This is a genomic window from Streptomyces sp. NBC_01445, assembly GCF_035918235.1.
Classification (GTDB): Bacteria; Actinomycetota; Actinomycetes; order Streptomycetales; family Streptomycetaceae; genus Streptomyces.
The window spans coordinates 9094736-9118508 of record NZ_CP109485.1; the positions used below are offsets into that span (position 1 = coordinate 9094736).

18 protein-coding genes are annotated in these 23773 nt (G+C 67.9%); 7 read left to right on the forward strand and 11 right to left on the reverse strand.

Going from position 1 to position 23773, the window contains the following annotated elements; genetic code table 11:
* Positions 1 to 296 precede the first annotated feature (296 nt).
* Genes OG574_RS41510 through OG574_RS41520 form a run of 3 tightly spaced genes read right to left on the reverse strand, consistent with a single transcriptional unit; the run spans position 297 to position 3522 of the window.
* Positions 297 to 1205, reverse strand: coding sequence for a carbohydrate ABC transporter permease (locus OG574_RS41510; protein ID WP_326777406.1), 909 nt, complete (start codon positions 1203 to 1205; stop codon positions 297 to 299).
* Positions 1202 to 2218 (reverse strand): carbohydrate ABC transporter permease, encoded by a 1017-nt coding sequence (locus OG574_RS41515; protein ID WP_326777407.1) that lies wholly within the window; start codon positions 2216 to 2218, stop codon positions 1202 to 1204. Before OG574_RS41515 ends, OG574_RS41510 begins: the two co-directional genes overlap by 4 nt.
* A complete protein-coding gene (locus OG574_RS41520) occupies positions 2215 to 3522 on the reverse strand; it encodes an ABC transporter substrate-binding protein (RefSeq protein WP_326777408.1) in 1308 nt (435 codons plus the stop codon). The genes OG574_RS41515 and OG574_RS41520 overlap by 4 nt, the downstream gene beginning before the upstream one ends.
* Before the next feature lie 347 nt (positions 3523 to 3869).
* On the opposite strand from OG574_RS41520, the gene OG574_RS41525 reads away from it, so the two are divergent.
* Entirely contained in the window at positions 3870 to 5303 is a 1434-nt protein-coding gene (locus OG574_RS41525) for a beta-galactosidase (RefSeq protein ID WP_326777409.1), read from the forward strand.
* A gap of 14 nt (positions 5304 to 5317) precedes the next feature.
* Entirely contained in the window at positions 5318 to 5623 is a 306-nt protein-coding gene (locus OG574_RS41530; RefSeq protein ID WP_326777410.1) for a hypothetical protein, read from the forward strand.
* 86 nt (positions 5624 to 5709) lie between these two features.
* Here OG574_RS41530 and OG574_RS41535 read toward each other — a convergent pair whose 3' ends face one another.
* Complete coding sequence (locus tag OG574_RS41535) at positions 5710 to 6879, reverse strand: Gfo/Idh/MocA family protein (protein ID WP_326777411.1); 1170 nt, start codon at positions 6877 to 6879, stop codon at positions 5710 to 5712.
* A gap of 431 nt (positions 6880 to 7310) precedes the next feature.
* Between OG574_RS41535 and OG574_RS41540 the strand changes: the two genes are divergently transcribed.
* From OG574_RS41540 to OG574_RS41550, 3 genes are read left to right on the forward strand one after another with little or no spacing between them, the layout of a single operon-like run.
* Positions 7311 to 8087, forward strand: a complete 777-nt coding sequence (locus OG574_RS41540; protein ID WP_326777412.1) for a FadR/GntR family transcriptional regulator — start codon at positions 7311 to 7313, stop codon at positions 8085 to 8087.
* A 30-nt stretch (positions 8088 to 8117) separates the two neighbouring features.
* Complete coding sequence (locus OG574_RS41545) at positions 8118 to 9161, forward strand: enolase C-terminal domain-like protein (RefSeq protein WP_326777413.1); 1044 nt, start codon at positions 8118 to 8120, stop codon at positions 9159 to 9161.
* A 3-nt stretch (positions 9162 to 9164) separates the two neighbouring features.
* The gene (locus OG574_RS41550) at positions 9165 to 9488 is read left to right on the forward strand and encodes an L-rhamnose mutarotase (protein ID WP_326777414.1); all 324 of its coding nucleotides are present in this window, start codon (positions 9165 to 9167) and stop codon (positions 9486 to 9488) included.
* Positions 9489 to 9554: 66 nt separating this feature from the next.
* Here OG574_RS41550 and OG574_RS41555 read toward each other — a convergent pair whose 3' ends face one another.
* The 7 genes from OG574_RS41555 to OG574_RS41585 form a co-directional block, all read right to left on the reverse strand.
* Positions 9555 to 10424 (reverse strand): amidohydrolase family protein, encoded by an 870-nt coding sequence (locus OG574_RS41555; protein ID WP_442816883.1) that lies wholly within the window; start codon positions 10422 to 10424, stop codon positions 9555 to 9557.
* A gap of 59 nt (positions 10425 to 10483) precedes the next feature.
* Positions 10484 to 12856 (reverse strand): hypothetical protein, encoded by a 2373-nt coding sequence (locus tag OG574_RS41560; RefSeq protein WP_326777416.1) that lies wholly within the window; start codon positions 12854 to 12856, stop codon positions 10484 to 10486.
* A 41-nt stretch (positions 12857 to 12897) separates the two neighbouring features.
* Complete coding sequence (locus OG574_RS41565; protein WP_326777417.1) at positions 12898 to 13893, reverse strand: aldo/keto reductase; 996 nt, start codon at positions 13891 to 13893, stop codon at positions 12898 to 12900.
* Between the two features lie 149 nt (positions 13894 to 14042).
* Positions 14043 to 14876, reverse strand: coding sequence for a carbohydrate ABC transporter permease (locus OG574_RS41570; RefSeq protein ID WP_326778775.1), 834 nt, complete (start codon positions 14874 to 14876; stop codon positions 14043 to 14045).
* A 38-nt stretch (positions 14877 to 14914) separates the two neighbouring features.
* Positions 14915 to 15913 carry a carbohydrate ABC transporter permease gene (locus tag OG574_RS41575; RefSeq protein ID WP_326777418.1) on the reverse strand — a complete coding sequence of 333 codons (999 nt, stop codon included), beginning with the start codon at positions 15911 to 15913 and terminating at the stop codon, positions 14915 to 14917.
* Positions 15913 to 17211, reverse strand: coding sequence for an ABC transporter substrate-binding protein (locus OG574_RS41580; protein WP_326777419.1), 1299 nt, complete (start codon positions 17209 to 17211; stop codon positions 15913 to 15915). Before OG574_RS41580 ends, OG574_RS41575 begins: the two co-directional genes overlap by 1 nt.
* Positions 17212 to 17650: 439 nt before the next feature.
* Positions 17651 to 18436 carry a FadR/GntR family transcriptional regulator gene (locus OG574_RS41585; protein ID WP_326777420.1) on the reverse strand — a complete coding sequence of 262 codons (786 nt, stop codon included), beginning with the start codon at positions 18434 to 18436 and terminating at the stop codon, positions 17651 to 17653.
* A gap of 433 nt (positions 18437 to 18869) precedes the next feature.
* On the opposite strand from OG574_RS41585, the gene OG574_RS41590 reads away from it, so the two are divergent.
* Both OG574_RS41590 and OG574_RS41595 read left to right on the forward strand, forming a co-directional pair.
* A complete protein-coding gene (locus OG574_RS41590; protein WP_326777421.1) occupies positions 18870 to 21260 on the forward strand; it encodes an Ig domain-containing protein in 2391 nt (796 codons plus the stop codon).
* Positions 21261 to 21419: 159 nt separating this feature from the next.
* Positions 21420 to 23750 (forward strand): discoidin domain-containing protein, encoded by a 2331-nt coding sequence (locus tag OG574_RS41595; protein WP_326777422.1) that lies wholly within the window; start codon positions 21420 to 21422, stop codon positions 23748 to 23750.
* Positions 23751 to 23773 lie beyond the last annotated feature (23 nt).

A 23773-nucleotide genomic window follows, 5' to 3' on the forward strand; every position in this document is an offset into this window, starting at 1 on the left:
TCAAACTCCGCGCGGACAAGGCGGACTTCTCCGCCGAACACCTGGCCTGGCCGCGCGAGCGGGGTGTCGTCCCACGCATCGCACGGCCGGGCATCGAGTCCGGCGAACGGCTCGGCCGGCACCGCTGGAAGACCGAGCGGTCCATCGACCGGCTCTTCGGCTACCGGCGCCTCACCATCCGGTACGAGCGAAAGGGCACCCACTTCCACGGCTTCCTCGGGCGGGCCACTGCCCTCACCTGGCGAGAGAAGCTCGCAACACTCGCCACAGCTGATCAGCACGGACCTGTCCCCGCATCAGCTCTTGAGGCTTCCGGCGGACAGCCCCGAGCGCCAGAACCGCTGGAGGGCGAGGAAGGCGATACAGAGGGGGACCACCGACACCAGGGAGCCCGTGACGACGATGTCGTACCAGGGCTGGTCCCGAAGCTGGCTGTTCCAGAAGTAGAGCCCCAGGGTGAGCGGCCAGCGTGAGTCGTCGGCGAGCATCATCAGGGGCAGGAAGAAGTTGTTCCAGATCCCCACGAACTGGAAGAGGCAGATGGTGACCAGAGCGGGCGACATCAGCCGCAGCGCGATGGTGAAGAAGATCCGGAGTTCTCCCGCGCCGTCGACCCGGGCGGCGTCGGTGAGTTCGTCGGGCACGGAGGCTTCGGCGTAGACGCGGGCGAGGTAGACCCCGAAGGGGGTGACGGCGCTCGGGATCAGCACCGACCAGTACGTGTTGACGAGGCCGGTTGACGAGGCGAGCAGATACAGCGGGAGGGCGAGCAGCGGCGGGGGGATGAGCACCGCGCCGAGGATCACGGCGAAGACACCCTCCCGGCCTTTGAAGGGATATTTGGCCAGGGCGTATCCAGCCATCGCGGCGAACAGGGTGGCCACCAGGGCCCCGACCCCGCAGTACAGAAGGCTGTTGAGGAGCCAGTGGCCGAAGATGCCGTTGCTGTGCCGGAAGACCTTCGTGAGGTTGTCGGCGAGGTGGAAGTGCGAGCCGAACCAGAAGCCGTTGCTGCCGAACAGGTCACCGTTGGATTTCGTCGCCGAGACGATCAGCCACCAGATCGGCAGCAGGAAGTAGCCCGCGATCGCGAACAGCAGCACGGTGGTGCTCAGTCGGGCGGCTGAGGTGCCGCGACGGCGGGCGGGCAGCGCCGCCCGCCCGGGGTCGGACCTGCGGCGTCGGGCTGTGGGCTGCGTGCTCATCGCGATCCTCGTGTGCTCAGGCGCAGGAAGCCGTAGGACAGGGCGAACGTGGCAAGGGCCAGGACCACCGCGACAGCCGCGGCGAAGTTGTAGTCGTTGAGGCCGAAGGCGGCCTGGTAGGAGAGCATCACCGGGGTGTAGTTGCTGCTGATCGCGGCGGTCATGGGGCGCAGCACCATCGGTTCACCGAACAGCTGCAGCGTGCCGATGATGGAGAAGACGCCGGTCAGGGTGAGGGCCGGGCGCACCAGCGGCACCTTGATGTGCCAGGCGATCCGGAATCCGGAGCATCCGTCCAGCTCGGCGGCCTCGTACAGCTCCTTGGGGACGGACTGCAGCGAGGTGTAGATGATCAGCATGTTGTAGCCGGTCCAGGACCAGGTGACGATGTTGCCGATCGAGAAGAGGATCACGTTGTGGGAGAGGAAGTCGACGTCTACGCCGATGCTCCTGCCGATGTCGTTCAACGGACTGATGCCGGGCATGTAGAGGAAGGCCCACAGCACCGCCGCGATCACGCCGGGGATCGCGAACGGCAGGAAGTACGCCACGCGGAAGAAGCGCTTGAACCGTGCCACTTGGGAGTCGAGGAGCAGGGCGAGGAGCAGGGCGAGACCCAGCATCACCGGCACCTGGACGAGGCCGAAGACCAGGACCCTGCCCACGCCCTTCAGGAACGTGCTGTCGGTGAGCACCCGCGTGTAGTTGTCCAGGCCGGCGAAGACGGTGCGCGGAGCCCCGAAGCCGAGCCCGGAGCGCTCCACCCGGAACAGGCTCTGATGGACGGCGTACCCGATCGGGATGACGAACACGGCCAGGAACAGGACGCCGAACGGGGCGAGCAGCACGGCGGCGGAGCGGTTGCGCCGGGCGGCGAGCCTGCTGGCGGAGCGGCCGCGCGACGGCCGCGGCTCCCGGCCCGGGGCACCGGCGAGCCGGTCCGCGCCGTGATCGCCCGACGGCGCCGGCCGGTACGCGACCGGCACTGTCGGGGAGTCCACATTGCGGGTCATCTGACTTTCACGCCCTTCGACTTGATCGCCGCGAGCGTCCTCTTCTGTACGTTGTTGAACGCGTCGAACAGCGTGCCGGAACCGGCGTAGGCCTTGGCGGTCGCCTCGTCCAGGTCGACACCGAACTGCGACTGCGTGGGACCCCACTGCCAGCTCGTGTCCGCGTGCTGGGCGGCTTCGCCGAACACCTTGTAGATGTTCTGGCCGCCGTAGTAGTCCACGCCCTTGTTCACTTCGGGCAGCTTGAGTCCGGCGGTGGCGGCCGGGTAGATGCCGGTCTTCGTGATCAGGTTCTTGAGGCTGTCGGGGTTGGTGCTCATCCAGGTGGCGAACCCGACTGCCTCGTCTTTGTGCTGACAGCCCTTGAGCACGGCCGTGCTGCCGCCGCCGTCGTTGCCGAACTTCTTCTCCCCGGCGGTCCACTGCGGCATCGGGGCGACGGCGAACTTGCCCTTGGCCTTGGGGGCGTTCTGGGCGATCAGTGGGTTCAGCCAGACCGCGCCGATCGCCGTGGCCACCTTGCCGGACTGCAGGCCGCTCCACCACGCGGGGCTGTAGCCCTGGTCCGTGGCCACCAGCTTCTTGTCCACCAACTGCTGCCAGTAGTCGGCGAGTTGCCGGGACCGGTCGTCGTTGACGCCGACGTGCCACGCGTCGCCCTCGGTACCGAACCACTTGGCGCCCTTCTGCCAGGCCAGGCCGGACAGGGTGATCGCCCGCAGGTTCACGATGTGGGCCTCGGGGTCGGCCTTGTGCAGCTTCTCGGCCGCCTTGGCGTACTCGTCCCAGGTCGTCGGCACCGCGATGCCGTACTTCTTGAAGACGTCCTTGCGGTAGTACATGGCCATCGGGCCCGTGTCGACCGGGATGCCGTAGGTCTTGCCCGCGACGGTGACCTGGTTCCACGTCCACGGAACGAACTTGTCCTTCGCGGCACCGGCCTCCTGGGAGACGTCCTCCAGGGCGCCCTCGAGCAGGAAGGTGGGTATGGACTCGAAGCCGATCTGCGCCAGGCAGGGGGCGTTGCCCGCCTTCACTGCCGAGAGCATCTTGTCGTAGCCGCCCTGGCCACCGGACGGCAGCTTCTTGAAGGTGACCTTGATGTTCTTGTGGGTGGCGTTGAACAGCTCGGCCGACTTGTCGTAGCCGGGGGCCCAGCCCCAGAACTCCAGGTGGACGGTGCCGCCGGCGGCCTTGTCGTCGCCGCTCCCTCCGCACGCCGCCGCTGTCAGGGCCAGGGCGGCCGCGGACAAACTCCCGAGTACGGCCCGCCGTCTGGAGCGCGCGGCCAACTTAGCAAGCATTTATGTGAACCTTCCCGTTGCGAGGAACTGGAAATTACTCAGATTCTTGGGCAAGTTGAATGTGAGGAGCCTGGGCGCTCCCCTCGAAGGTCGAGGGGCGGGGCTGTGGTCTTCCGAGGCGCCGAGGCTCGGTACTTGTATCCACCGCGAGGCGAAGTTCAGTATTTGTGGGGCGCGCCGTAACGTCAAGACCATAGATCCGATACATGCCAACCGTGGATATCCGTAGCTCAGAAATATCGAATGGCCATTGAACCGGCTGCGAGCCTGCCTTCATCGCCGCGTCGGCCGTGATCCCGCCGTCGGACACCAGGCCGGGACCGGACCGTACCGGCGGCTGGAGCGCCATGGGGAGGCTGAGCGGACCGCAGGGCGACGGCGACCCGGTCGCCTTCGCCCCCAACCGTCCCGACCATGGCGCGATCGGCGCCTGCGCCGCTTGGCCCCGGCGTCACGCCGAGTGCGGTGCGTCCGGCCGGGAGCGCACCGCGGGCGCGGCCGGGGCCGCGGCGGTGCTCCCGGCGGGGCAGACCGACTTCTCCGGACAGGCCGATGTCGCCCGCTTCCTGCGCACCGCTGCCCGGCTCGACCTGGACGTGATCGTGCGCCCCGGCCCCTACATCTGCGCTGAGTGGGAGTTCGGCGGCCTCCCTGCATGGTTGCTGGCTGACCCCGGGCTGCGGCTGCGCCGCACCGACGACCGCTATCTGGCCGCTGTGGACGCCTGGTTCGACCAGCTGATCCCAGTCCTGCGCCCCCTGCTCGCCAGTCGGGGCGGGTCGGTGATCGCCGTCCAGGTCGAGAACGAGTACGGCAGTTACGGCCATGACACCCCCTACCTCGACCATCTGCGGCAGGGCCTGATCCGACGCGGCGTGGACTGCCCGCTGTTCACCGCCGACGGAGCGACTGACGGCGTACTGCGCGGGGGCGTGCTGCCCGGCACCCTGGCGACCGCGACCTTCGGCTTACAGCCCGAGGAGTCACTGGCGACACTGCGCCGCCACCAGCCGACCGGCCCGCTGATGTGCTCCGAGTACTGGCACGGCTGGTTCGACCACTGGGGCGAGCACCACCACGTACGGAAGGCGGACGAGGCAGCAGCGGAGCTGGACCGGATGCTGGCTCAGGGCGCCTCGGTCAACCTCTACATGGGTCGCGGCGGCACGAACTTCGGCTGGTGGAACGGAGCCAACCACGACGAGAACGACTACGAGCCCACCTGCAGCAGTTACGACTACGACGCCCCGGTCGGCGAGGCCGGAGAGCTGACCGAGAAGTTCCACGCGTTCCGCGCGGTGATCGAGCGGCACCGTGGCCCGGTCCCGTACGCGATACCCAGGACACCGGACCGGCTCGCCCCGCAGACGGTCCGGCCGGACGGCGCGGTGGCGCTGGCCGACTGCCTCGACGTGCTCTCCACTCCTCAACACCGGCTCTCACCGGAACCGATGGAGGTGCTGGGCCAGTCACTGGGGCTGATCCACTACCGCACGTGGCTCCGTGGCTCCTTCCCCGACTCGACCCTGCGCGTGCACGGCCTCGCGGACCGGGCCCAGGTGTTCCTCGACGGTGTGCCGCTGGGCGTCCTGGAGCGGACCGGGCCGCTCGACGCGCTGCCGATCAGCGTCCCCGACACCGGTGCCCAACTCGACCTGCTGGTAGAGAACATGGGGCGGATCAACTACGGCCCCCTGCTGGAGGATCACAAGGGCATCAGCGGCGGCGTCCGGATCGCCGGCCAGTACCAGTTCGACTGGGAGATCCACCCCTCCCGCTGACCGATCTGGCAGGATTGCGGTTCGGGGCCGCCGAACAGGTCGAGGGCCCGGCCTTTCATCGTGCGACGCTGGAGGTACCGGAACCGGCCGACGGTTTCCTGGCCCTGCCGGGCTGGACCAAGGGCCAGGTGTGGCTGAACGGCTTCGCCCTCGGCCGCTATTGGGACCGCGGACCCCAGCGCACGCTGTACGCCCCCGCCCCGGTGTGGCGGGCCGGCCTGAATGAACTCGTGATCCTGGAACTGCACCGGCCGGGCGAGCGGATCGAGCTCTGCGACGTCGCGGATCTGGGCCCCGCCGATCCGGGCCCGACCGGCTGACCTTCGGCTGACCTTCGGAATGCGAAGTGGCGCCGGTCCGGATTCCTCCCGGAACGGAGCCACTTGAAACGAGTTTCCGAGGCGGATCAGCTCTGGCCGTGCCCGAAGTACGCGGCCAGCTCCCGGTCCGGGGCCTCGACCTCGACGGCCCGGCCGCCGTCCCGCAGCGACACGGTGGCCGCGTAGCCCGCGGCTACCGCTTCGCGGGCCGCGACGGGCGAGGTGACGGTGGCTCCGCCGTCCCGTACGAACTGCAGGAATTCCGCCATCAGCACGGGATCGGCGCCCCCGTGCGTGCCGGTCGGTGTGTGCACGGGCAGCACCAGATCGGCCTCGGCGCGGCCGTCGGAGCGGCGGTTCCACACGTGGACCTCCGCTCCCTCCGAGTCGCCGAAGTTCTCCAGCCGCCCCTCGGTACCGATCACCGTGTAGTTGCGCCAGTAGTCGGGGGTGTAGTGACACTGCTGGTAGCTCGCGAAAACACCGTTGTCCAGCCGCATCTGCATCATGCTCAGGTCCTCCACGTCCACCACCGGGTGGAGACCGGTCTGGCTGAGCGGCGGCCAGTTCTCCGTCGACAGCCACTCGGTCATCCGCTCCCCGCTGCGGTCGCGGTGCGAGTCGATGTCCCCGTAGACCGTCAGCCCGCCCATGGCGTTCACCTGCCGGGTGTAGCCGCCGGCCAGCCAATGGATGACATCAATGTCGTGCGCGCCCTTCTGCAGCAGCAGGCCGGTGGTGAGACGTCGGTCCGCGTGCCAGTCCTTGAAGTAGAAGTCCCCGCCGTGGCCGACGAAATGGCGGCACCAGACGGCCTTGACCTCGCCGATCACCCCCTTGGCGATCAGTTCACGCATGGCCACCACGACCGGCATGTGCCGCATGTTGTGGCCCACGTACAGCCGGGTCCGGGACTGGCGCGCAGCCGCGAGCAGCCGGTCACACCCGTCGGTGGTGATCGCCATCGGTTTGTCCAGGAACACCGGTACACCGGCTTGAAGGAAGTCCAGGCCGATCTCCTCGTGCGTGTGGTCCGGAGTCAGCACCAGCGCGCCGTCGAGTCCCGCGTCGAGCAGCTCGTGGTGATCCGCGGCGGTCCGCACCTGGGTGCCGAATCGCTCCTCGGCGTGCGCAAGCACCTGTCGGTCGCGGTCGCAGGCGGCGGCCACCAGTGAGCCCGATCCGGGCCGGTGAGCCAGGTCGGCCAGGTCGCTGCGATTGCCCAGGCCGATGACACCGAGCCTGATGTCGTCCAAGGTGCTTGCCCTTTCAGAAGGTTTCGACCCCAGCAGGGCCAGGATGATCGATGATAGATCTGGAACATATCCGATTGCATGGTGGGTTTGTGCCTGATCCTGACGGGGTTGAGGTGGCGCCGACCGCCAGGACACTCGCACTCCCGGGGGCGCTACGGCCAGGCGGTAGAGGGGTGTTGCCCCGGTGAGGGGTGGGATGGAGTGGCTGGTATGGGACGGAACGAGTCTGGGCTCGCCGGATCCTGGCGTCAAGAGTTTGAATGTGATTCACTGACCCCGGATTGGCTGATGTATCCGAAACATATTGCGCTTGGGGCGCCTCTGCGCCGTTCGGTGACCTCATGCCCGACACGGACCGCTATCGCTATGCCGTCCGGATCGCCGTGCCATGGATCGACGCAGAAGTGGATCGACGTGAAAGGGGAGCGCCGTTGACCCGCGCAGCCCACAGCACCGCACCCGCGCTGGAACCCCCGGGCGACGGTCCCGGTTACCGTCCCGGCTACGAGGTCGCGGCCGAACGCATCCTCGAACACCTCGTCCTGGCCGGCCTGGAGCCGGGCGACCGGCTGCCCACCGAGCAGGACCTGGCCGACCGGGTGGGGATGAGCCGGACCGTGGTCCGCGAGGCGGTGAAGATCCTCTCCGCGCTGGGCCGGCTGTCCGTGCACAAGGGCCGCGGCATCTATGTCGCCCAGCCCGACCAGTCCTCCTGGCAGCACTCCCTGACCCACTTCTTGCCCGCCGACCTGCACCAGGTCGACGAACTCTTCGAATTCCGGCGGCACTTGGAAACCACCACCACCCGCCTGGCCGCCCAACGCGCCACGCCGGCCCAGGTCAAGGCCGTCCGCGAGGCCGCCCATCAGTCCACCCGGGCCGCCCAGCAAGGTGACATCGACGCCTTCAGCCGCGCCGACGACGCCTTCCACACCGCCATCGCCGCCGCCACCAACAACTCCTTCCTCACCGCCACCATCGACACCCTGCGCCGCCTGCAGCACCAGGTCACGGCCATAGGACTGGCAGGCCTCGCGGGCGGTTCCCTGCACGACGCCGCCGCCCAGCATGAGGCCATCGCCCACGCCATCGCCACCGGCGAACCCACGTACGCACACACCCTCATGGCCCATCACATCGACCGGACCACCCACCAGTTCCAACGAGAGATCCGGCACCGCATCACCCCCGGCCACCCCAACGCCTGAACCGCACACCATCACCCATGAAGGACATCCATGCGAATCACCGACGTGACTGTGGAACTGGTCGATCTGCCCGCTCAGCCGCCCTTCCGGTGGCGAGCAGGGCTGCCCGGTTCGGAGCCGGCGGTCGTGGGCGGAATTCTGCGGGTCCACACGGGCGACGGCCTGGTGGGCGAGGCGCACACGAGACGTGGGCTGATCGTCGCCGACCTGGTGAACCGTCGTATACGTGAGGACCTGCTCGGCCGCGACCCGCTGATGCGCGAGCTGCTGTGGCACCGCCTGTGGGAGCTGGACCGTATAGAGGAACTCCCCATCTACGCGCTCGGCCTGGTCGACGTAGCGCTGTGGGACCTGGCCGGCCTCGCGGCCGGGCAGCCGGTCCACCGGCTGCTCGGTCCCTACCGCGAGGCCATTCCCGCCTACGCGAGCACGGTCACCTTCGGCAGCGTCGAGGAGTACCTCGACGTGGCCGACCAGTGCCTGGAGCTCGGCTACTCCGCCATCAAGCTGCACGCGTGGGGAGACGCGCGAGCCGACGCGGACCTGTGCCAGAAGCTGCGGGCCCACGTCGGTGACGACATTCCACTCATGTACGACGGCTCGGCCGGGTTCGACCTCGCCGACTCGGTGTATCTCGGCCGCGCACTGTCCGAGGCGGACTACCTCTGGTACGAGGAGCCGATGCGCGAGTTCAGCGTGACCGCTCACCGGTGGCTGGCCGAACAGGTCGACATTCCGCTGCTGGTCGCGGAGACCTCCGACGGCGCGCATTTCAACACCGGCGACTTCATCATGGCGGGCGCGGCGAGCCGGGTCCGCACCAGCGCGCAGCTCAAGGGTGGGATCACCGGGGCCCTGCGCATCGCGCACCTGGCCGACAGCTTCAACCTGCGGGCCGAGGTGCACGGCAGCGGAGTGGTCAACGCCCACCTGTGCATGGCGATCCCCAACACCACGTACTACGAGTCCCTCGTGTACACCAACCCCGTACAGCGCGAGCCGGCGGTCGGCGCCGACGGGCTGGTGCGGGCGCCGACGGCCCCTGGCATCGGCTTCGACCAGCAGGGCTGGTGACCCGTGCAACGCTACGCTGCGGTCATACGCCTGCGTGGGGAACTCGAAGCGGAATACCGCGCCTTGCACGCGGCGGCCTGGCCCGAGGTCCTCGCGACCCTCAAGCGCGCCCACATCGGCAACTACTCGATCTTCCTGCGTGACGGCCTGCTCTTCAGCTACCTCGAATACACGGGCGATGACTACACCGCCGACACCGCGCACATCGCCGAGTGCCCCGTCACCCGGGACTGGTGGGCCCGTACCGACCCCTGCCAGCAGCCACTGGACAGCGTAGGCGACGGCGAGCGGTGGGCACCCGCCGAAGAGCTCTTCCACCTCGATTGACATCGGGGGCAAGCGGCAGGGGGCGGACGCAGTTGCGTCCGCCCCCTGCCGCTTGCCCGCCGCGGTTCACAGACCGTAGACCCGCGCGGCCGTGCCTGCGAACACCGCCGTCCGCTCGTGCTCCGACAGGTCCGCCACGAGCTCGCGGCCGACGGCGACCACCTGTTCGTACTCGGCCGCCAGGGTGCACACCGGCCAGTCCGAGCCGAACATGAGCCGCTCCGGACCGAAGGCCTCCAGCGCGACCGACACGAACGGCCGCAGGGCGGCAGGGCTCCAGGTGTGCCGGTCGGCGGCGGTGACGAGCCCGGAGAGTTTGGCCACGGTGTTGGGCAGGCGGGCCAGGGCGGCCAGGTCCGCGGCCCAGGTGTCCGGTCGGCGTGGGCGGACCGAAGGCTGGCCCAAGTGGTCGAGGACGAAGATGAGTTCGGGCCGTCGCCTCGCCACGGCAACCGCCGCGGGCAGTTGTTCAGGGCGTAGGACCAGGTCGTACGCGAGACCGGCGGATGCGACGGCGGTCAGGCCGCGGCCCACGTCGGGACGGAGCAGCCAGTCCGCCTCGTCCTCGCCCTGGACCTGGTGGCGGATGCCGACGAGACGGTCACCACCGGGCAGCGCGCACAGTGCGGTCAGGGCGTCCGCGACCGCGGGAGAGGTCAGGTCCGTCCAGCCGACGACGCCGGCCACCAAAGGGTCGGCCGCGGCGAGCGCCAGGTATTCGGGAGTCTCCTCGGGTACGCAGATCGTCTGCACCAGCACCGTGGCGTCGACACCGGCGGCCGCGGCCTGCGGGCGCAGGTCGTCGAGGGTGAAGTCACGCCGCAGCGGGGCGAGTTCGGGGCCGGTGATCCAGTCCTGGTCGCGGACCGTCAGGTCCCATACGTGCTGGTGGGCGTCGATGGTGGTCACGGTTGTCTCTGACGACGTGCTCGGCATGATCTTCCTGTGTCTGGCGAAGGTGCTGGTGGAATGGGTGCACAGCGAGAACGGCCAGATCAGGCCAGACGCGTGACCTTGCCCTTCCGCGTGACCTGCACGGTGACCGCCCCGCCCGCCGGGACGTCGACCTGCGGCCAGCCGAGGAACGCCGTGTACCCGAGGGGGCGGGCCGATTGGCGGGCCGTTTCCGCCAGCACCGACACCCGTGCCGCGTAGGCCGTGTTGTTGGTCAAGCGGACTTCGGCGGCCTGGCGGCTCTCGCTGACATACTCGGCTTCGACGTGATCAAAGGGAATGAGAATCCCTTCCCCGGGCCGGACGTAGATTCCGGGAAGTTCGAGTGCCATCAGGACACCGTCGGTCTCGGTCCAGGAGTTTCTCGTCCAGATGAAATTACCGACGGCACCCTTGCCCTCGGCATCGCTGGGCTGGATGCGCTCCATGCTTGAACCGATGCGATAGTCGGTGGTGATATGCCCCGGCATGTTGACGGCCTCGGCGTGGGCATGCTGGATATCGCTGATGAGTTCGGCGTACTTCTTGTCCCCAGTGGCTCGATACAGCTTGAACAGGTGGTCCGCGGAGGACGTGCAGACACCGGGCGCGGCATGTTTGTTCTGGCTGCTCGCCCAGACGGCGCCGGCCATCCTCCCCTTGAGCCGCGCGATAGCACTGCCTGCCGGAAACAGCGGATCGTACGCAAGCGTCCAGGACGAGCACAGTGCGGCCTGGACCTTGGCGCGATTCAGCCATCCCTTCTTTCCGGTGTACTGGTACAGCGCCATGAATGACTCCAGGAGACCGAACGCTGTCTCGGAGTCGGCATCCTGTGAAATATCCGCGCACGCTCCGCTGGTGAATCCACGGGACTTGATGTCGCGCTCATAGAAAAATTCGGCTGCTTCCTCGGCCACGGCCAACCAGTCCGGACGGTGGAAGTAGTCGGCCGCCAGGGCGATCCCGGCCGGAGCGATGGCGCCGGCCGTCGAGTTGTACACGGCGATGTCGCCTGTTTCGGGCACGATGTACTGGCCGAATTCTCCGTGCTTTCGCCAGGTCCGGGTGAATGCTTCGGCCAGACCGCTCGCGGCCAGTTCCCAGGATTCCTTGACGGTGCCGCCGTGCCCTTGCGCCTTCAGGAGCATCACGTGCTTCATCAGCCAGAAGAGCACGTCTCCGTTCTTGCGTACCATCGCCTGTACGGCAGGGAAGTCGGGGTGCGTCTTCTCTGAGCGGATCTTGCCATCTGCACCGATGGTGCCGTAGAAGAATCCGCTCTGCCCCTTCATGCGGGAACAGATGAAGTCAAGCTCATCGGAGACCCTGCCCCGTTCCGTCGGGTCGTTCAGGGCCAACATGGGGTAGGTGTTGATCATTCCGCTCACCCAGCCCAGTTGAAAGTCCCTGTTGTTTTCCGGAAGGTAGTAGCGGCCCGCCTTGGTCTCTGTGAAATTGCCTCGGCAGATGTTGGTGCCGAGCTCCGCCAGCTTGCTCATCGGAAGCAGGTTTCGAGGCGCGGTGGCGCCGGTGAGAGACTTTCGCACATCCATGAACTTCTGCAGGACTGCCGGAATTCCGTCGGCATCGAAGGTGAAGACCTGGAAGCGAATCGAAACCGCGTCACCGGCGGCCCAGTTCGACGCCCTGTCGTCGCTCGTCCGGAAATCGCCGAAACCGGCCACCTGCCGGCGCACAACCGGTGCCGAGATGCTGAATTCACAGCTCTCCCTGCTCGCACTCTCCTCGACCGAGAGCCCACTGTTGCCCAGAGGGGTTCCCTGCTCGGTCAGGACGATCCAGCCCTTTTTGAACTTGGGCGAGAAGAAGCTCATCGCCGGGGCGGCAGTACTGAACGTCGCCAGCTCGATCCGTGAAGTCGCCGCAGCATCGACGGCCAGTCGCGGGTTGTTCGATATCGTCAGCGGCGTCTGTGGGTTGTAGTACATGTCGGCCGGATAGTCCGGGTTGTATCCGTTGCCGATGGCGCGATAGCGATTGCCGTTGTAGAGGATTCCGGGAATCATCACGTAGTTGGCGGTCTCCCAGCTCTCGAAGGGGAAATCAAGGGAGATCGCGCTCTGCTCCGCCTCGCCCTTCTCCAGGGTGCAGGTCAGAGTGACCTCCCACCCGTGACCGTCGGGCACCCGTCGCGTGTCCCACTTCAGCTGCCACTGTCGTGGCCCGTCGGACAGCAGGTCGCCGTCGAATTCCTGGGTCCGACGAAGCGTCGTGCCGTCATATTCCCGAACGGACACCCGGAGGGAACCGTGCAACTCGCGCAGAGCGCGGCTGAGTTCCGCGGCCTGGCCACTGGCTCCGGCAACTCCTGCGTCGAGCGGTTGGGCTTGCGAGATCGTCGGTTCGAGAGCGACCGTCGCTCCGACCCCGGCGGCCGCCAACAGGGCAAGGCAGTTTCTTCTGTCCAGCATTCTGCAACCGTCCTCGTGTGTGGGTTCCAGTGAGTGGAGCTTCAGATCAATGTCGGTAAGGGCACCGGCACGCCCGGCGGCAGCAGGCCCTGGGCGTGCAGGGCGAGCCACATCTCCTCGGGGACGGGGTGGCTGATCATCGCGGTGGCGTCCGTCACCTCGGCGGCGCTGCGTGCCCCGAGCAGCACGCCGGCGACCGCCGGATGGCCCAGCGGGAACTGCAGGGCGGCTGCCCGCAGCGGGACGTCGAAGGCCTCGCACAGCGTGCGCAGAGCCAGCGCCCGGTTCAGCACGGTTGCCGAGGCCGGCGCGTAGTCGAAGGTCGCGCCCGGCTTGGGATCGGCCAGCAGTCCCGAGTTGAACACCCCGCCGACCAGCACGGACACTCCGCGTTGCGCCGCCAGCGGCAGCAGTGCGGCCAGAGCGCTCTGGTCGAGCAAGGAGTAGCGGCCGGCCAGCAGGACCACGTCGATGTCGGTGTCGCGGACGAAGAGTGTCGGCATCGCGGTCTGGTTCATGCCGACGCCTATCGCGCCGACCATGCCCTCCGCCCGCATCCGCTCCAACTCGGGGTAGGCGCAGTCGAATACCTCGCGCTCGTGGCCGTCCGGGTCGTGGAGATAGACGGTGTCCACGCGGTCGAGGCCGAGCCGGGTGAGGCTCTCCTCGACGCTGGTGCGTACACCTCGGGTGCTGAAGTCCCACACCCGCTCGTGGGTGGCCGGGACGGCGAAGCCGTTCGCCAGGTCGTCGCCGGGCAGCCCGGCGCGTGCGCGCAGCAGGCGGCCGACCTTGGTGGACAGCGTGAACTGCGCACGTGGCCGGGTGCGCAACGCGTCCCCAAGGCGGCGCTCGGACAGGCCGAGTCCGTAGTGCGGAGCGGTGTCGAACGCACGGATGCCGCAGGCCCAGGCGGCCTCCACGGTGGCGGCCGCGTCCTCGTCGCTGACTGCGCGGAACAGGTTCCCCAGGGCGGCGGCACCCAGTGACAGTGCGTCGACGGCGGTGGCGGTGTGCACGGGTGCTGTGGGGTGCATGGGGGAGGAGTGCCTCTCGCTGAAGGGACGTGAACGGACATGAACGGGCGTGAAGGGGCGCGAGCGTCCGAAGTCCGCGACATGTGACAGGGGGCGGGGCTTACGTCGGTCCCCGCCCCCTGTCACATGCCCAGCCGTACCGGACGCTCTCAGCCCTTCGTCGCTCCACCTGTGAGGCCCTTGACGAACTGCTTTTGGAAGGCCAGGTAGAAGACGAGGATGGGCAGTGTCGCCAGGAACATGAAGGCGAAGACGGAGCCGAAGTCCGCCTGGTGTTCGCCGATGGCCCGGTAGATGCCGACGGTCACCGTGGTGCCCGCCGCCGGGCCCAGGACGATCAGCGGGTTGAGGAAGTCGTTCCAGATCCAGACGCCGAGGAAGATCACCACGCTGGCCGACGCCGGCCGCATCAGCGGGAAGACCACTTGCCAGAAGGCGCGGAACGCTCCGGCGCCGTCGATCGCCGCTGCCTCTTCGAGCTCCCGGGGGATAGTCTTGGCGAAGCCCGCGAAGACGAACACCCCGAACGGCATGTAGTAGCCGACGTACGCCAGGACCAGTCCGGGCACGCTGCTCATCAGCCCCAGCGTGTGCAGGACTTCGGTGATCGGGGTGAGGATCACGGCGGGCGGCACCATGAGGCCGCAGAGCAGGACGACCATGATGACCTTGGGCAGGATGCCGGTCGACCGGGCCAGGTAGTGGCCGAGCATGGCGGAGATCGCGGTGATGACGAGGATGGAGATCACGGTGACCTCCGTGCTGTTGACAAGCCCGTACCAGAAGAGGTGGTCCGGGCGCGACAGCACGGCCTGGATGTTGTCCAGGGTGGGCGGGCTCGGCAGGCCGAGCGGGTTCGACACGATCGCCGAACCGTCCTTGAACACGTTGACCAGCACGAGATAGATCGGCAGGAAGAACAGCAGGCCGGCGAGGATCGCGACGACCGGACGTACCCACGCCCTTGTTCCGCCCCTGTTCATACTCGGGTTGAGGTCCGGGTTCATCTTCGTGTTCGTGCTCATGCGGAGACCTCGCGTTTCTGCAGCCACCCGAGCGCGATCACGGAGACGGTCGCGACCAGGATCAGCATCGCCACGGCCATCGCGGAGGCGTAGCCGACGTGGTTGCCGTTGAACGCGGTCTGGACCACCTGGAAGGCGAGGGTGGATGTGGTGCCGGGGCCGGGGCCGCCGTTGGTGAGCACCTGGATCTGGTCGTAGGCCTTGAATCCGCCGATCAGTGACATGACCGTGTTGATGGTGACGGCGGGTGCCAGCATCGGCCAGGTGACATGGCGGAACCGCATCATCGGCCCACAGCCGTCGATGGCCGCCGCCTCGTACAACTCCTGCGGAATTCCCTGCAGTCCGGCCAGGTAGATCACCACGCAGAAGCCGAGCCCCTGCCAGGCGATAACCCACGAGACCGTGTAGAGGGCGAGGCTCGGGTCGGAGAGCCAGCCCGGCGGATGACTCACCCCCAGCTGTCGCAGCATGGAGTTGAGCAGGCCGTCGTCGACGAGGATCGACTGCCAGATGACGCTGACCACCACCGCGCTCAGCACGACCGGCACGAAGAACACGCTGCGCAGAGCGTTGTACAGCCAGCCGCGCCGGTCGAGCAGCAGGGCGATCGCCAGGCCGCCGGCGTTGGTCACCAGCGTCACGATCACGGTGATGACGGCGGTGTTCTGCAGTGCTTTGAGGAAATCTTCGTCGGAGAACAGGCTCGTGAGGTTGGACAGGCCCACCCACTGGGTCGGCGGGTTGAAGGGGTTCTTGTTGGTGAGGCTGTAGCCGGCGGTCATGCCGATCGGCACCAGGACGAGGGCCAGGTAAGCGAGCAGTCCGGGCGCCGCGAAGACGGCGAAGCGGCCCGGTCCGCCGTTCGGGCGGAAGCGCCGGGACGGTCGCGACGACCGCCGCGCCGGGGCGTCCTGTGGTCGGACCGCTGCCGTGTCCTTCGCCGCGGGCGCGGCAGCGGGACCTTCCGGTCGGGTCAGGGTACGTATGCGCATTATCGGGTGGCCTTGTCCCACTGCTCGTCCATGTAGGCACCGAACTGACGGGCCGTCATGCGGCCGCCGATGAGCTTCTGGACGCCGGCCGCGGCCTTGTCGGCCAGGCCGGGCGGCAGGGAACCGTCACCGGATTCCTGGGAGAAGGAGTTGACGATCCCGCCGCCCTTCTGGGCCTGCCGATACGCCGCCATGGTCTTCTTGTAGACGGGGCCCATGGTGCTGGGCGGGCTGTAACCCTTGATGTCGATGATGAGCCCGTCGGCCTTGACGGCGGCGTCCAGGTTCTTCTGGTCCTCCATGAAGGCCTTGGCCCACTTCTTGGCCAGGGGCACATCGGACGCCTTGGAGTTCACCGTCATCCCGCCGCCGAGGACGCCCGGGAGTGCAGGGGCCCCCTGGTCCGTGGGCCACGCGAAGACGCCCGTGTCGAAGTCCGGCTTCTTTGTGTCGGCCGAGGCGGAGAACCAGCTGCCCATCGGATACATCGCGCCCTTGCCGTCACGGAAGGCCTGTTCGGTGTCCGCGTAGGAGCGGGACAGGCCGGCGCGGTCGATGTATCCCTTGTCCGCGAGGCCGGCGACCTTCTGGGCGGCGGCGACGAACGCCGGGTCGGTGAACTTGACCTTGCCCTTGGCGCGCTGGGACAGCCAGTCCGGCGTCTTCCTGTAGACGTCGGTGGCCACCGTGCAGATCAGCGGGAACATGTCGGCCCAGGAATCCTTGCCGCCACCGCCGACCACGAAGGGGTTGATGCCCTTCTTCTTCAACTTGGCGCTGTCGTCGAGCAGTTCACGGTACGTGCGGGGCGGTGTGTCGATGCCGGCCGCCGCGAAGTCCTTCTTGTTGTAGTAGACCAGCGTCGTCTGGGCGGCGTAGGGCAGCTGGTAGACCTTGCCGCCGTACGTGTTGGCGTGGGGGTTCTCGTACGTCGCGAGTTCCTTGTCCGTCCACGGCGCCAGCTTGCCGGCCTCGGCGAATCCGGCGGGGTTCAGGCCGATCATGACGTCCGGGAACTGGCCCGTGCTGTCGAGCTGCTTCGCGTACCCGGTGCGGTCGGCGCTGGGGGACACGAGCTTCTTGATCGTCACCCCGGGCACCTTCGTCGAGGCGCGGGCGATCGCGGCGTCCCAGTACTTCGCGTCCAGGTTGGGCGTTTCGAAGGTGAGGAAGGTCAAGGTGACCTTGTCGCCGTTGCCCTTGGATGCACTCGTACCGGAACTGCCGGCCGTGCACCCGGCCAGGAGGAGAGCACCTGCGAGGGCGACGGTTCTCGTGAGTATCGGATTGCGCTTCATGTTCAATTTCCCCTACCCGTCGTTGTCCGGGGGGCGGTACCGAGTCGCTGTCTTGCTCGTACCGAGACGAGAGAGGGAACCCCGCTGCCGACCGTCCACCGAATCCGTCACATGGTTCAGACTCTTCCCAGAGTCCTGCTGCTCTCGGGGGCGACCGCTCCCCTCAGCGTTCGCCCCTCAGGGCATCTTGGGGGTATGGAAGTCTGCACGCGACGGCATGTCAAGAGATGAGACGGAGTTATTGCCCCAAGCGAGGTGGCAATAGATCAGATACATGTCCGTAGGGTTTCGCCCCGGGCCTCTGCGGATTCCCTTCGCGAGAACGAGACACATCGGTGGCGCGGTTCACGCCCGCGGCACGCTGCGCCCCGTCGCCCGGCCGTTTCCGGCGTGGGCGGCGGGGCGGCGGGGGGCTACTGATCGAGGCTGACGCCCACGGTCACGCCCCGTCCGGGCCGGCGGGAGCGGCGAAGATGCGGTTGCGGATCTCTCGTTGGACCTGGAGTTCCGTCGTGTCTATGTGGCGGGCCATGAGGGCGGCGGCCTGCTCCCGCTCGCCGGCCCCGATCGCTTCCAGGATCGCAAGGTGCTGCTCGGCGGCCCCGGCCAGCGATCCCGGTGCGGAGTCGGCCAGAGCCACGATGGTGACCTGCCGCTGCAGCCGCTGGATCGCGTCGACCAGGCTGGAGAGGAACGCGTTCCCCGCCGCCGCACCGATCGCCTGATGGAACTCCGCATCGGCCCGGCCGAACGACTCGTGGTCGTCGCGTTCGGCGGCCTCCGCCGAACGCTGCGCTGCCTCGCGGATCGCCCTGAGCTGAACCGGTGTGGCCCGCGTGGCCGCGAGCCCGCTGGTCTCGGTCTCGGTGAAGCGCCGGAACTCGAACAGTTCACCGACGCGGCTGGGGTCGGTCGGCAGGAACCGGGAGAACGTGTCGGACCACAGGTCGTTCTTGGGATGCGCCACGAAAATGCCGCGTCCCTTCTCCACCGAGAGCCTCCCGAGGGCCGAGAGGATCTTGACACCCTCTCGCACCACCGTCCTGCTCATGTCTACTTCGGCCGCCAGATCCTTCTCCGTCGGCAGCCGGTCGCCGGGCCCCATCCCCTGCCGTGCGACGTACTCCAGGATGCGCTCCGCCGCGACCTCGTAGCCGGGGCGGTAGGGAGCCGCCTCCGTCTCCGAATCCGATGCCGCGGACGCGGGCCGGGAAGATCCAGTCATGTTGCTCCATATATCCGATGCATGCAGGTCACGAAATGCCAAGCGCTGGGGCCCAAGATACCTCCCGGACTGTCCGTTCAGGGGTGCTCGGATCACCCCACGGGGCACCCGCGCCATCGGAAATAGATCCGAACTAAGCCTTGACGGCCTCTCCTGTTGCCGTGCACGCTAGATCGCACTTGTGCTGCGGTAGTTACATAGGAGAAGCAAGCGCACTTCCCTGCACGGACAGGCCTGTGGGCCCTCCGGCTCACGCCTGTCCACCGATCCCGCTCCCCGGAACAGCGTGAACCATCTCCGCTGAGGAATACGAAATATCCAGTGACCTCGTTCGTCGCTCGACGTTTGCCTGCCTTGCGTCCTTCTGCGCTGCTCACGGCAGTTGATCAGCGATCCCGCGCGTCATCGAGAGTCACTTCACCTAGGAGGACATGTGGACAGGCGTCGCTTTCTGGTTGCCAGCGGCCTGAGTTCGGCCACTGCCGTGGCCATGGCCGCCGGCCCCGCGCAGGCCGCGCAGGCCGAGCGAACGGCCAGGATCAAGTCGTTCTCGTCGCTGCGGATCGAAGCGGGCTTCCTGTCGTTGGGCATCAGCGATTCCGGGTACGTGGACAGCCTGGTGGACCTGCGTAACGGCACCGACCACCTGGCGAAGGACACCCCGGTGACGCTGGTCAGCGTGGTGGCCGACGGCAAGCACATGGTCCCCGCGAAGGTGCGGGTCGTGTCGCGCGACAGGTCGCACCACCGGCAGGTCCTGGAGTTCGTCGGCGACAGTGTGACGATCCAGGTGGAGGCCGTCGGGTTCCCCACGCATTCCACCCTTGAAGTCGTCGGCCTGACGGCCGCCTCGGGTGTGGATGTGCAGACGCTGCTGTGGGGTCCGCTGCCGACGACGCTCGACGAGACCATCGGCGAGACGGCCGGTGTGGTCGCCGACTCCGAGTTCGTCATGGGCGTCCGGCCGCTGAACGACAAGACGGTGGGCGGGTGGCCGAACGAGCACCTGGCGTACGGGTTCGGCCCCGATCTCGTCTGGAATCCGTACGGGCTCCAGACCGGCGAGAAGGACGAGTGGCTGGCGAGCAACGTCGCCGCGAAGACCACGTGGGGCAGCGTCCTGCGTGCCACCACCTACGACTACAGCAAGGTGCGGGTCCGGCAGCGCACGAACGGCTACAAGATCACGCTCGGCCCACTGCCCGCGGCGGAGGGCCGGATCGTCGGGTCGAAGATCGCCCTGTTCGGCAGTGCGCCGGATCTCGCCCTGACGGTGCTCAGCCAGATCGCCAAGGAGCACGACCAGGCGTACCCCACCCTGGACGGCCAGTGGCAGAAGGTGGCCCAGCGCACCTCGCAGACTCACTTTTGGGTCCACGACCTCAACACGGGCACCGTCACTGCGGCCGCCAAGCTCGCCGCGCAGGCCGGGGTGCGGAACATCTACGCGATCAGCGGCAACGGGCCGTGGGCGTCGCACGGGCACTACCAGTTCAACGGCAACTTCGGCGGATCGGACGCGGCGGCCGCCCAGTTGGTGGCCGCGGCGGCGAAGGAGGGCGTCGAGGTCGGGGTGCACACCCTGTCCACCTTCATCGACGCCAACGACCCGTACGTGAAGGCGCCGGCCGATCCACGGCTCGCGTTGGCCGGCTCCGCCCGGCTGTCCCGCCCGCTGGCCGGCTCGGACACCACGCTGTACGTGGATGCCGACGGCCTGCTGGCCTCCGGCGTCGACGGTCAACGGCTGCGGATCGGCGACGAGTTCATCACGTACGGCTCCGTCACCAAGGTCAGCAACACCGAGTGGCAGGTCGGCGGCCTGGGCCGGGCACAGTGGTCGTCGGCCGCCAAGGATTACCCGGCCGGCACCACCGTCGCCCGGCTCATCCAGAACGGCTACGGCGGTGCGTTGGCCAGCCTGCCCATCACCGACGAGATCGCGACCCGCCTGGCCACCGCCTACAACACCAGCGGCGTCCACGCCACGTCCTACGACGGCCTTGAAGGCACCGGCTACAACGGCTGGGGCGGCTACGGCTTCGCGCGCCTCGTCAACGGCGTCTACCGGCAGGTCACCACCAAGAACTTCATCACCGAGTGCAGCAACCTCGCGTCGAACACCTGGGACGCCCAGTCCAGGGCGAGCTGGGGTGAGATCGGCCCCACGAGCTACGCCCAGATCATCCGCAGCAACACCTTCTACCGGGCGAACTACCTGCCCGGGATGATGGGCCAGCAGGGGCTCTCGGGCAACGACAACCTGCAGAAGATCGAGGACACCCTGGCGCACGCGGCCTCCCTCGACGCCGGCGTCAACTTCGAGACCTCCGTGAGCGGCCTCCAGTCCGGGAAGAACTCCACCGTGCTGCTCGCCGCCGTCCGGATGTGGGAGTCGGTGCGCGCGGCCGGCGCGTTCACTGCCGAGCAGAAGAAGCAACTGGGTGTAGCGAGCAGGCACTGGCACCTGACCGAGGTCACGCCGGACGCCGAGTGGACACTGCAGGAGATGGACGCGTCCGGTCAGCCGATCGGCGACCCGCAGTCGATCAAGGCCCCGACGCCGGGCTTCGCCACGGCGGAGCCGACGGACGCCCGGATCGGAAAGCTGTACGGCTTCAAGGTGACCTCGACGACGCCGCGGACCATCCGCTACGAGGTCACCGACGGCCGCCTCCCGCGCGGCCTGACCCTCAACCAGGACACCGGTGGCATCACCGGAATTCCTACCCACCCCGGCACCAGCAAGTTCACCATCACCGCCAAGAACGGCGGGACCGTCGCCGACGCGAAGATCACCTACAAGGTGACGACCAGGCCGTGAAAGCGGCCGCCGCGCCCCGGTCACGGCCGGGGCGCGGCGCAGTCGGCACCCGCTCCCCTCCGCGCCACCCGCACGAACCTCCAGGAATGAATCCATCGAGAACGCTTGGGGTTTCACATGAGAGTGCGTCCCAGACAGCTGCTGTGCCTTCTCGCGTTAATGGTCTCCCTGCTCGCCCTCGCACTCGCCGCTCCCGCCACGCCGGCGAGCGCCGCCCCCGACCCGGTCAACGCAAAACCCGCAGTGGTACCCGCCCTCCAGAAGTGGCAGGGCCGCACCGGATTCTTCGAGCTGAGCCGACACAGCCGCATTGTGTTCGCCGGCGCACAGCGCGACACCCTCCGCAAACAACTCGCCACGCTCCCGGACGAGATCGAGCAGGTCACGGGGCGCAAGCCGGCCATCTCGCCGCGCCAGTCGCACAGCGGCGACATCGTGCTTTCGATCGATCCCACCGTGCCCGAAGGGGTGAACACCGCCCGGTTCAAGGAAGAGGGCAACACCTTCACGGTCACCGGCGACACCGTACGGATCACCGCACCGACCGCGAAGGGCGTCTACTACGGCACCCGTACGCTCCTGCAGATCCTGCTGCTCGACGACGGCCGTGACTCGGTCCCCGCGGGCACCGCCGTGGACTGGCCGAACTACAAGGTGCGCGGCTTCACCCTCGACGTCGGGCGGCGCTTCTTCACCGCGGACTTCATCCGCGACTACATCCGTCTCATGGGCTGGTTCAAGCTCAACGAGTTCCAGATCCACCTCAACGACAACGGGTTCAAGGGCGACCGTCCCTGGAGCGAGGCCCAGGCCGGCTTCCGCCTCAAGACCGACAACCCCGCGCTGTCCGGTCTGGCCTCGAAGGACGGGGCGTACGACCGGCGCGACTGGGACTCCTTCGAGGACACTGCCGCCGCCAACGGCGTCACGCTCGTCCCCGAGTTCGACGCCCCCGCCCACTCGCTCGCGTTCATCCGCTTCAAGCCGTCCCTCGGCCTCAACAACGGCGACTCCGACCACCTGGACCTGTCCAAGCCGGAGACCACCGCGTTCATGAAGTCGGTGTTCGACGAGTTCACGCCGTGGTTCCGCGGTCCGGACGTGCACTTCGGCGCCGACGAGTACCGGTCGGACAAGCTCCGCTACAAGACCTACTTCAACGAGATCGCCGCCCACATCCGCACGCTCGGCAAGCATCCGCGCGCCTGGGGCAGCCTGTCCCTGATGACGTCCGACACCACGGGCTTCGACCGCGACGTCACCCTCAACAGCTGGAACAACTCGTGGTACGGCCCGCAGGCCCTCAAGAAGGACGGCTACTCGTTCATCAACACCAACGACGCCCTGCTCTACATCGTCCCGTTCGCGAGCTACTACCACGGCCACGGCCTGGACGGTAAGTACCTCTACGACAAGTGGGAACCCAACGTCTTCCCCGACGGCCAGAGCGTCGCACCGAAGGACCCCCAGCTCCTCGGCGCGATGTCCTCGGTGTGGAACGACCTCACCAAGTCCAGCTACACCGAACTCGACGTGCACAAACTGGTCGAGCCGACCTTCGGAGTCCTGGCGCAGAAGATGTGGAGCGGCGCCAACTCGGGTGTCCCGTACAGCGAGTTCATGTCGACTGTGCGCAAGCTCGGCGTGGGTACGGGCCTGACCGAGGTCGCCACGACACTTGCCACCCCGGCCAACAGCGAGCTGAGCGCGGGCAAGCCGGCGACCGCGTCCGCGGGCACGGCCGACGCGGCGTTCGACGGGGTGAGCACCACCAAGTGGCAGAGCGGCCCGGGAGATCACGCCTGGCTCCGCGTGGACCTCGGCCGCCCCCAGATCGTCACCAAGGCCGACCTGGACTGGGCGCCCGCACACGGCCGCGACTACGCGATCCAGGTGTCCGGCGACGGCACGACCTGGACCACGGTCGCCCGCCGCACGGACCGCGCGTCCGCGGGATCCGACACGCTCACCTTCGAACCGGTCACCGCCCGGTACGTGCGTCTCGTCGGCACCGAAGCGGCCCGCAAGCAGGACGGCTTCGCGCTGTGGAGCATGCGGGTCTTCGACGCAGCGGATCTGGCGCTGCACCGGCCGACCACCGCGTCGTCGTCCGAAGTGCCCAGCCTGGGACCGGAGAACGCCACTGACGGTGACCCGGCGAGCCGCTGGGCCAGTGCCTACCGGGACGGCGAATGGATCCAGGTGGACCTGGGCCAGGTACAGACGGTCTGCCGCGTCCTGCTCGACTGGGAGACGGCGTCCGGAAAGGACTACGACATCCAGGTCTCCGACGACGGGACGAACTGGAAGACAGCCGCCGCCGTCCGGGACAAGCCCGCGGGCGCCCGCGTGGACGACCTCACCTTCGCTCCCGTGTCGGGCCGGTACATCCGCATGCAGGGCATCAAGCGCATGTCGTCCTTCGGCTATTCGCTCCGGCGCCTCGAGGTCCGGGCCGCGAGCCCGGCGACGAACCTCCTGCGCCGCTGAGGCGTGGTGCCGGCCGGTGACGG

Bases quoted from the DNA above. Each gene is read 5' to 3' on its own strand.
- OG574_RS41560 (WP_326777416.1), bottom strand. From the start codon at position 12,856: ATGCTGGACAGAAGAAACTGCCTTGCCCTGTTGGCGGCCGCCGGGGTC.
- OG574_RS41520 (WP_326777408.1), bottom strand. From the start codon at position 3,522: ATGCTTGCTAAGTTGGCCGCGCGCTCCAGACGGCGGGCCGTACTCGGG.
- OG574_RS41565 (WP_326777417.1), bottom strand. From the start codon at position 13,893: ATGCACCCCACAGCACCCGTGCACACCGCCACCGCCGTCGACGCACTG.
- OG574_RS41510 (WP_326777406.1), bottom strand. From the start codon at position 1,205: ATGAGCACGCAGCCCACAGCCCGACGCCGCAGGTCCGACCCCGGGCGG.
- OG574_RS41555 (WP_442816883.1), bottom strand. From the start codon at position 10,424: ATGCCGAGCACGTCGTCAGAGACAACCGTGACCACCATCGACGCCCAC.
- OG574_RS41575 (WP_326777418.1), bottom strand. From the start codon at position 15,913: ATGCGCATACGTACCCTGACCCGACCGGAAGGTCCCGCTGCCGCGCCC.
- OG574_RS41580 (WP_326777419.1), bottom strand. From the start codon at position 17,211: ATGAAGCGCAATCCGATACTCACGAGAACCGTCGCCCTCGCAGGTGCT.
- OG574_RS41545 (WP_326777413.1), top strand. From the start codon at position 8,118: ATGCGAATCACCGACGTGACTGTGGAACTGGTCGATCTGCCCGCTCAG.
- OG574_RS41515 (WP_326777407.1), bottom strand. From the start codon at position 2,218: ATGACCCGCAATGTGGACTCCCCGACAGTGCCGGTCGCGTACCGGCCG.
- OG574_RS41525 (WP_326777409.1), top strand. From the start codon at position 3,870: ATGGGGAGGCTGAGCGGACCGCAGGGCGACGGCGACCCGGTCGCCTTC.
- OG574_RS41585 (WP_326777420.1), bottom strand. From the start codon at position 18,436: ATGACTGGATCTTCCCGGCCCGCGTCCGCGGCATCGGATTCGGAGACG.
- OG574_RS41595 (WP_326777422.1), top strand. From the start codon at position 21,420: ATGGTCTCCCTGCTCGCCCTCGCACTCGCCGCTCCCGCCACGCCGGCG.
- OG574_RS41570 (WP_326778775.1), bottom strand. From the start codon at position 14,876: ATGAACAGGGGCGGAACAAGGGCGTGGGTACGTCCGGTCGTCGCGATC.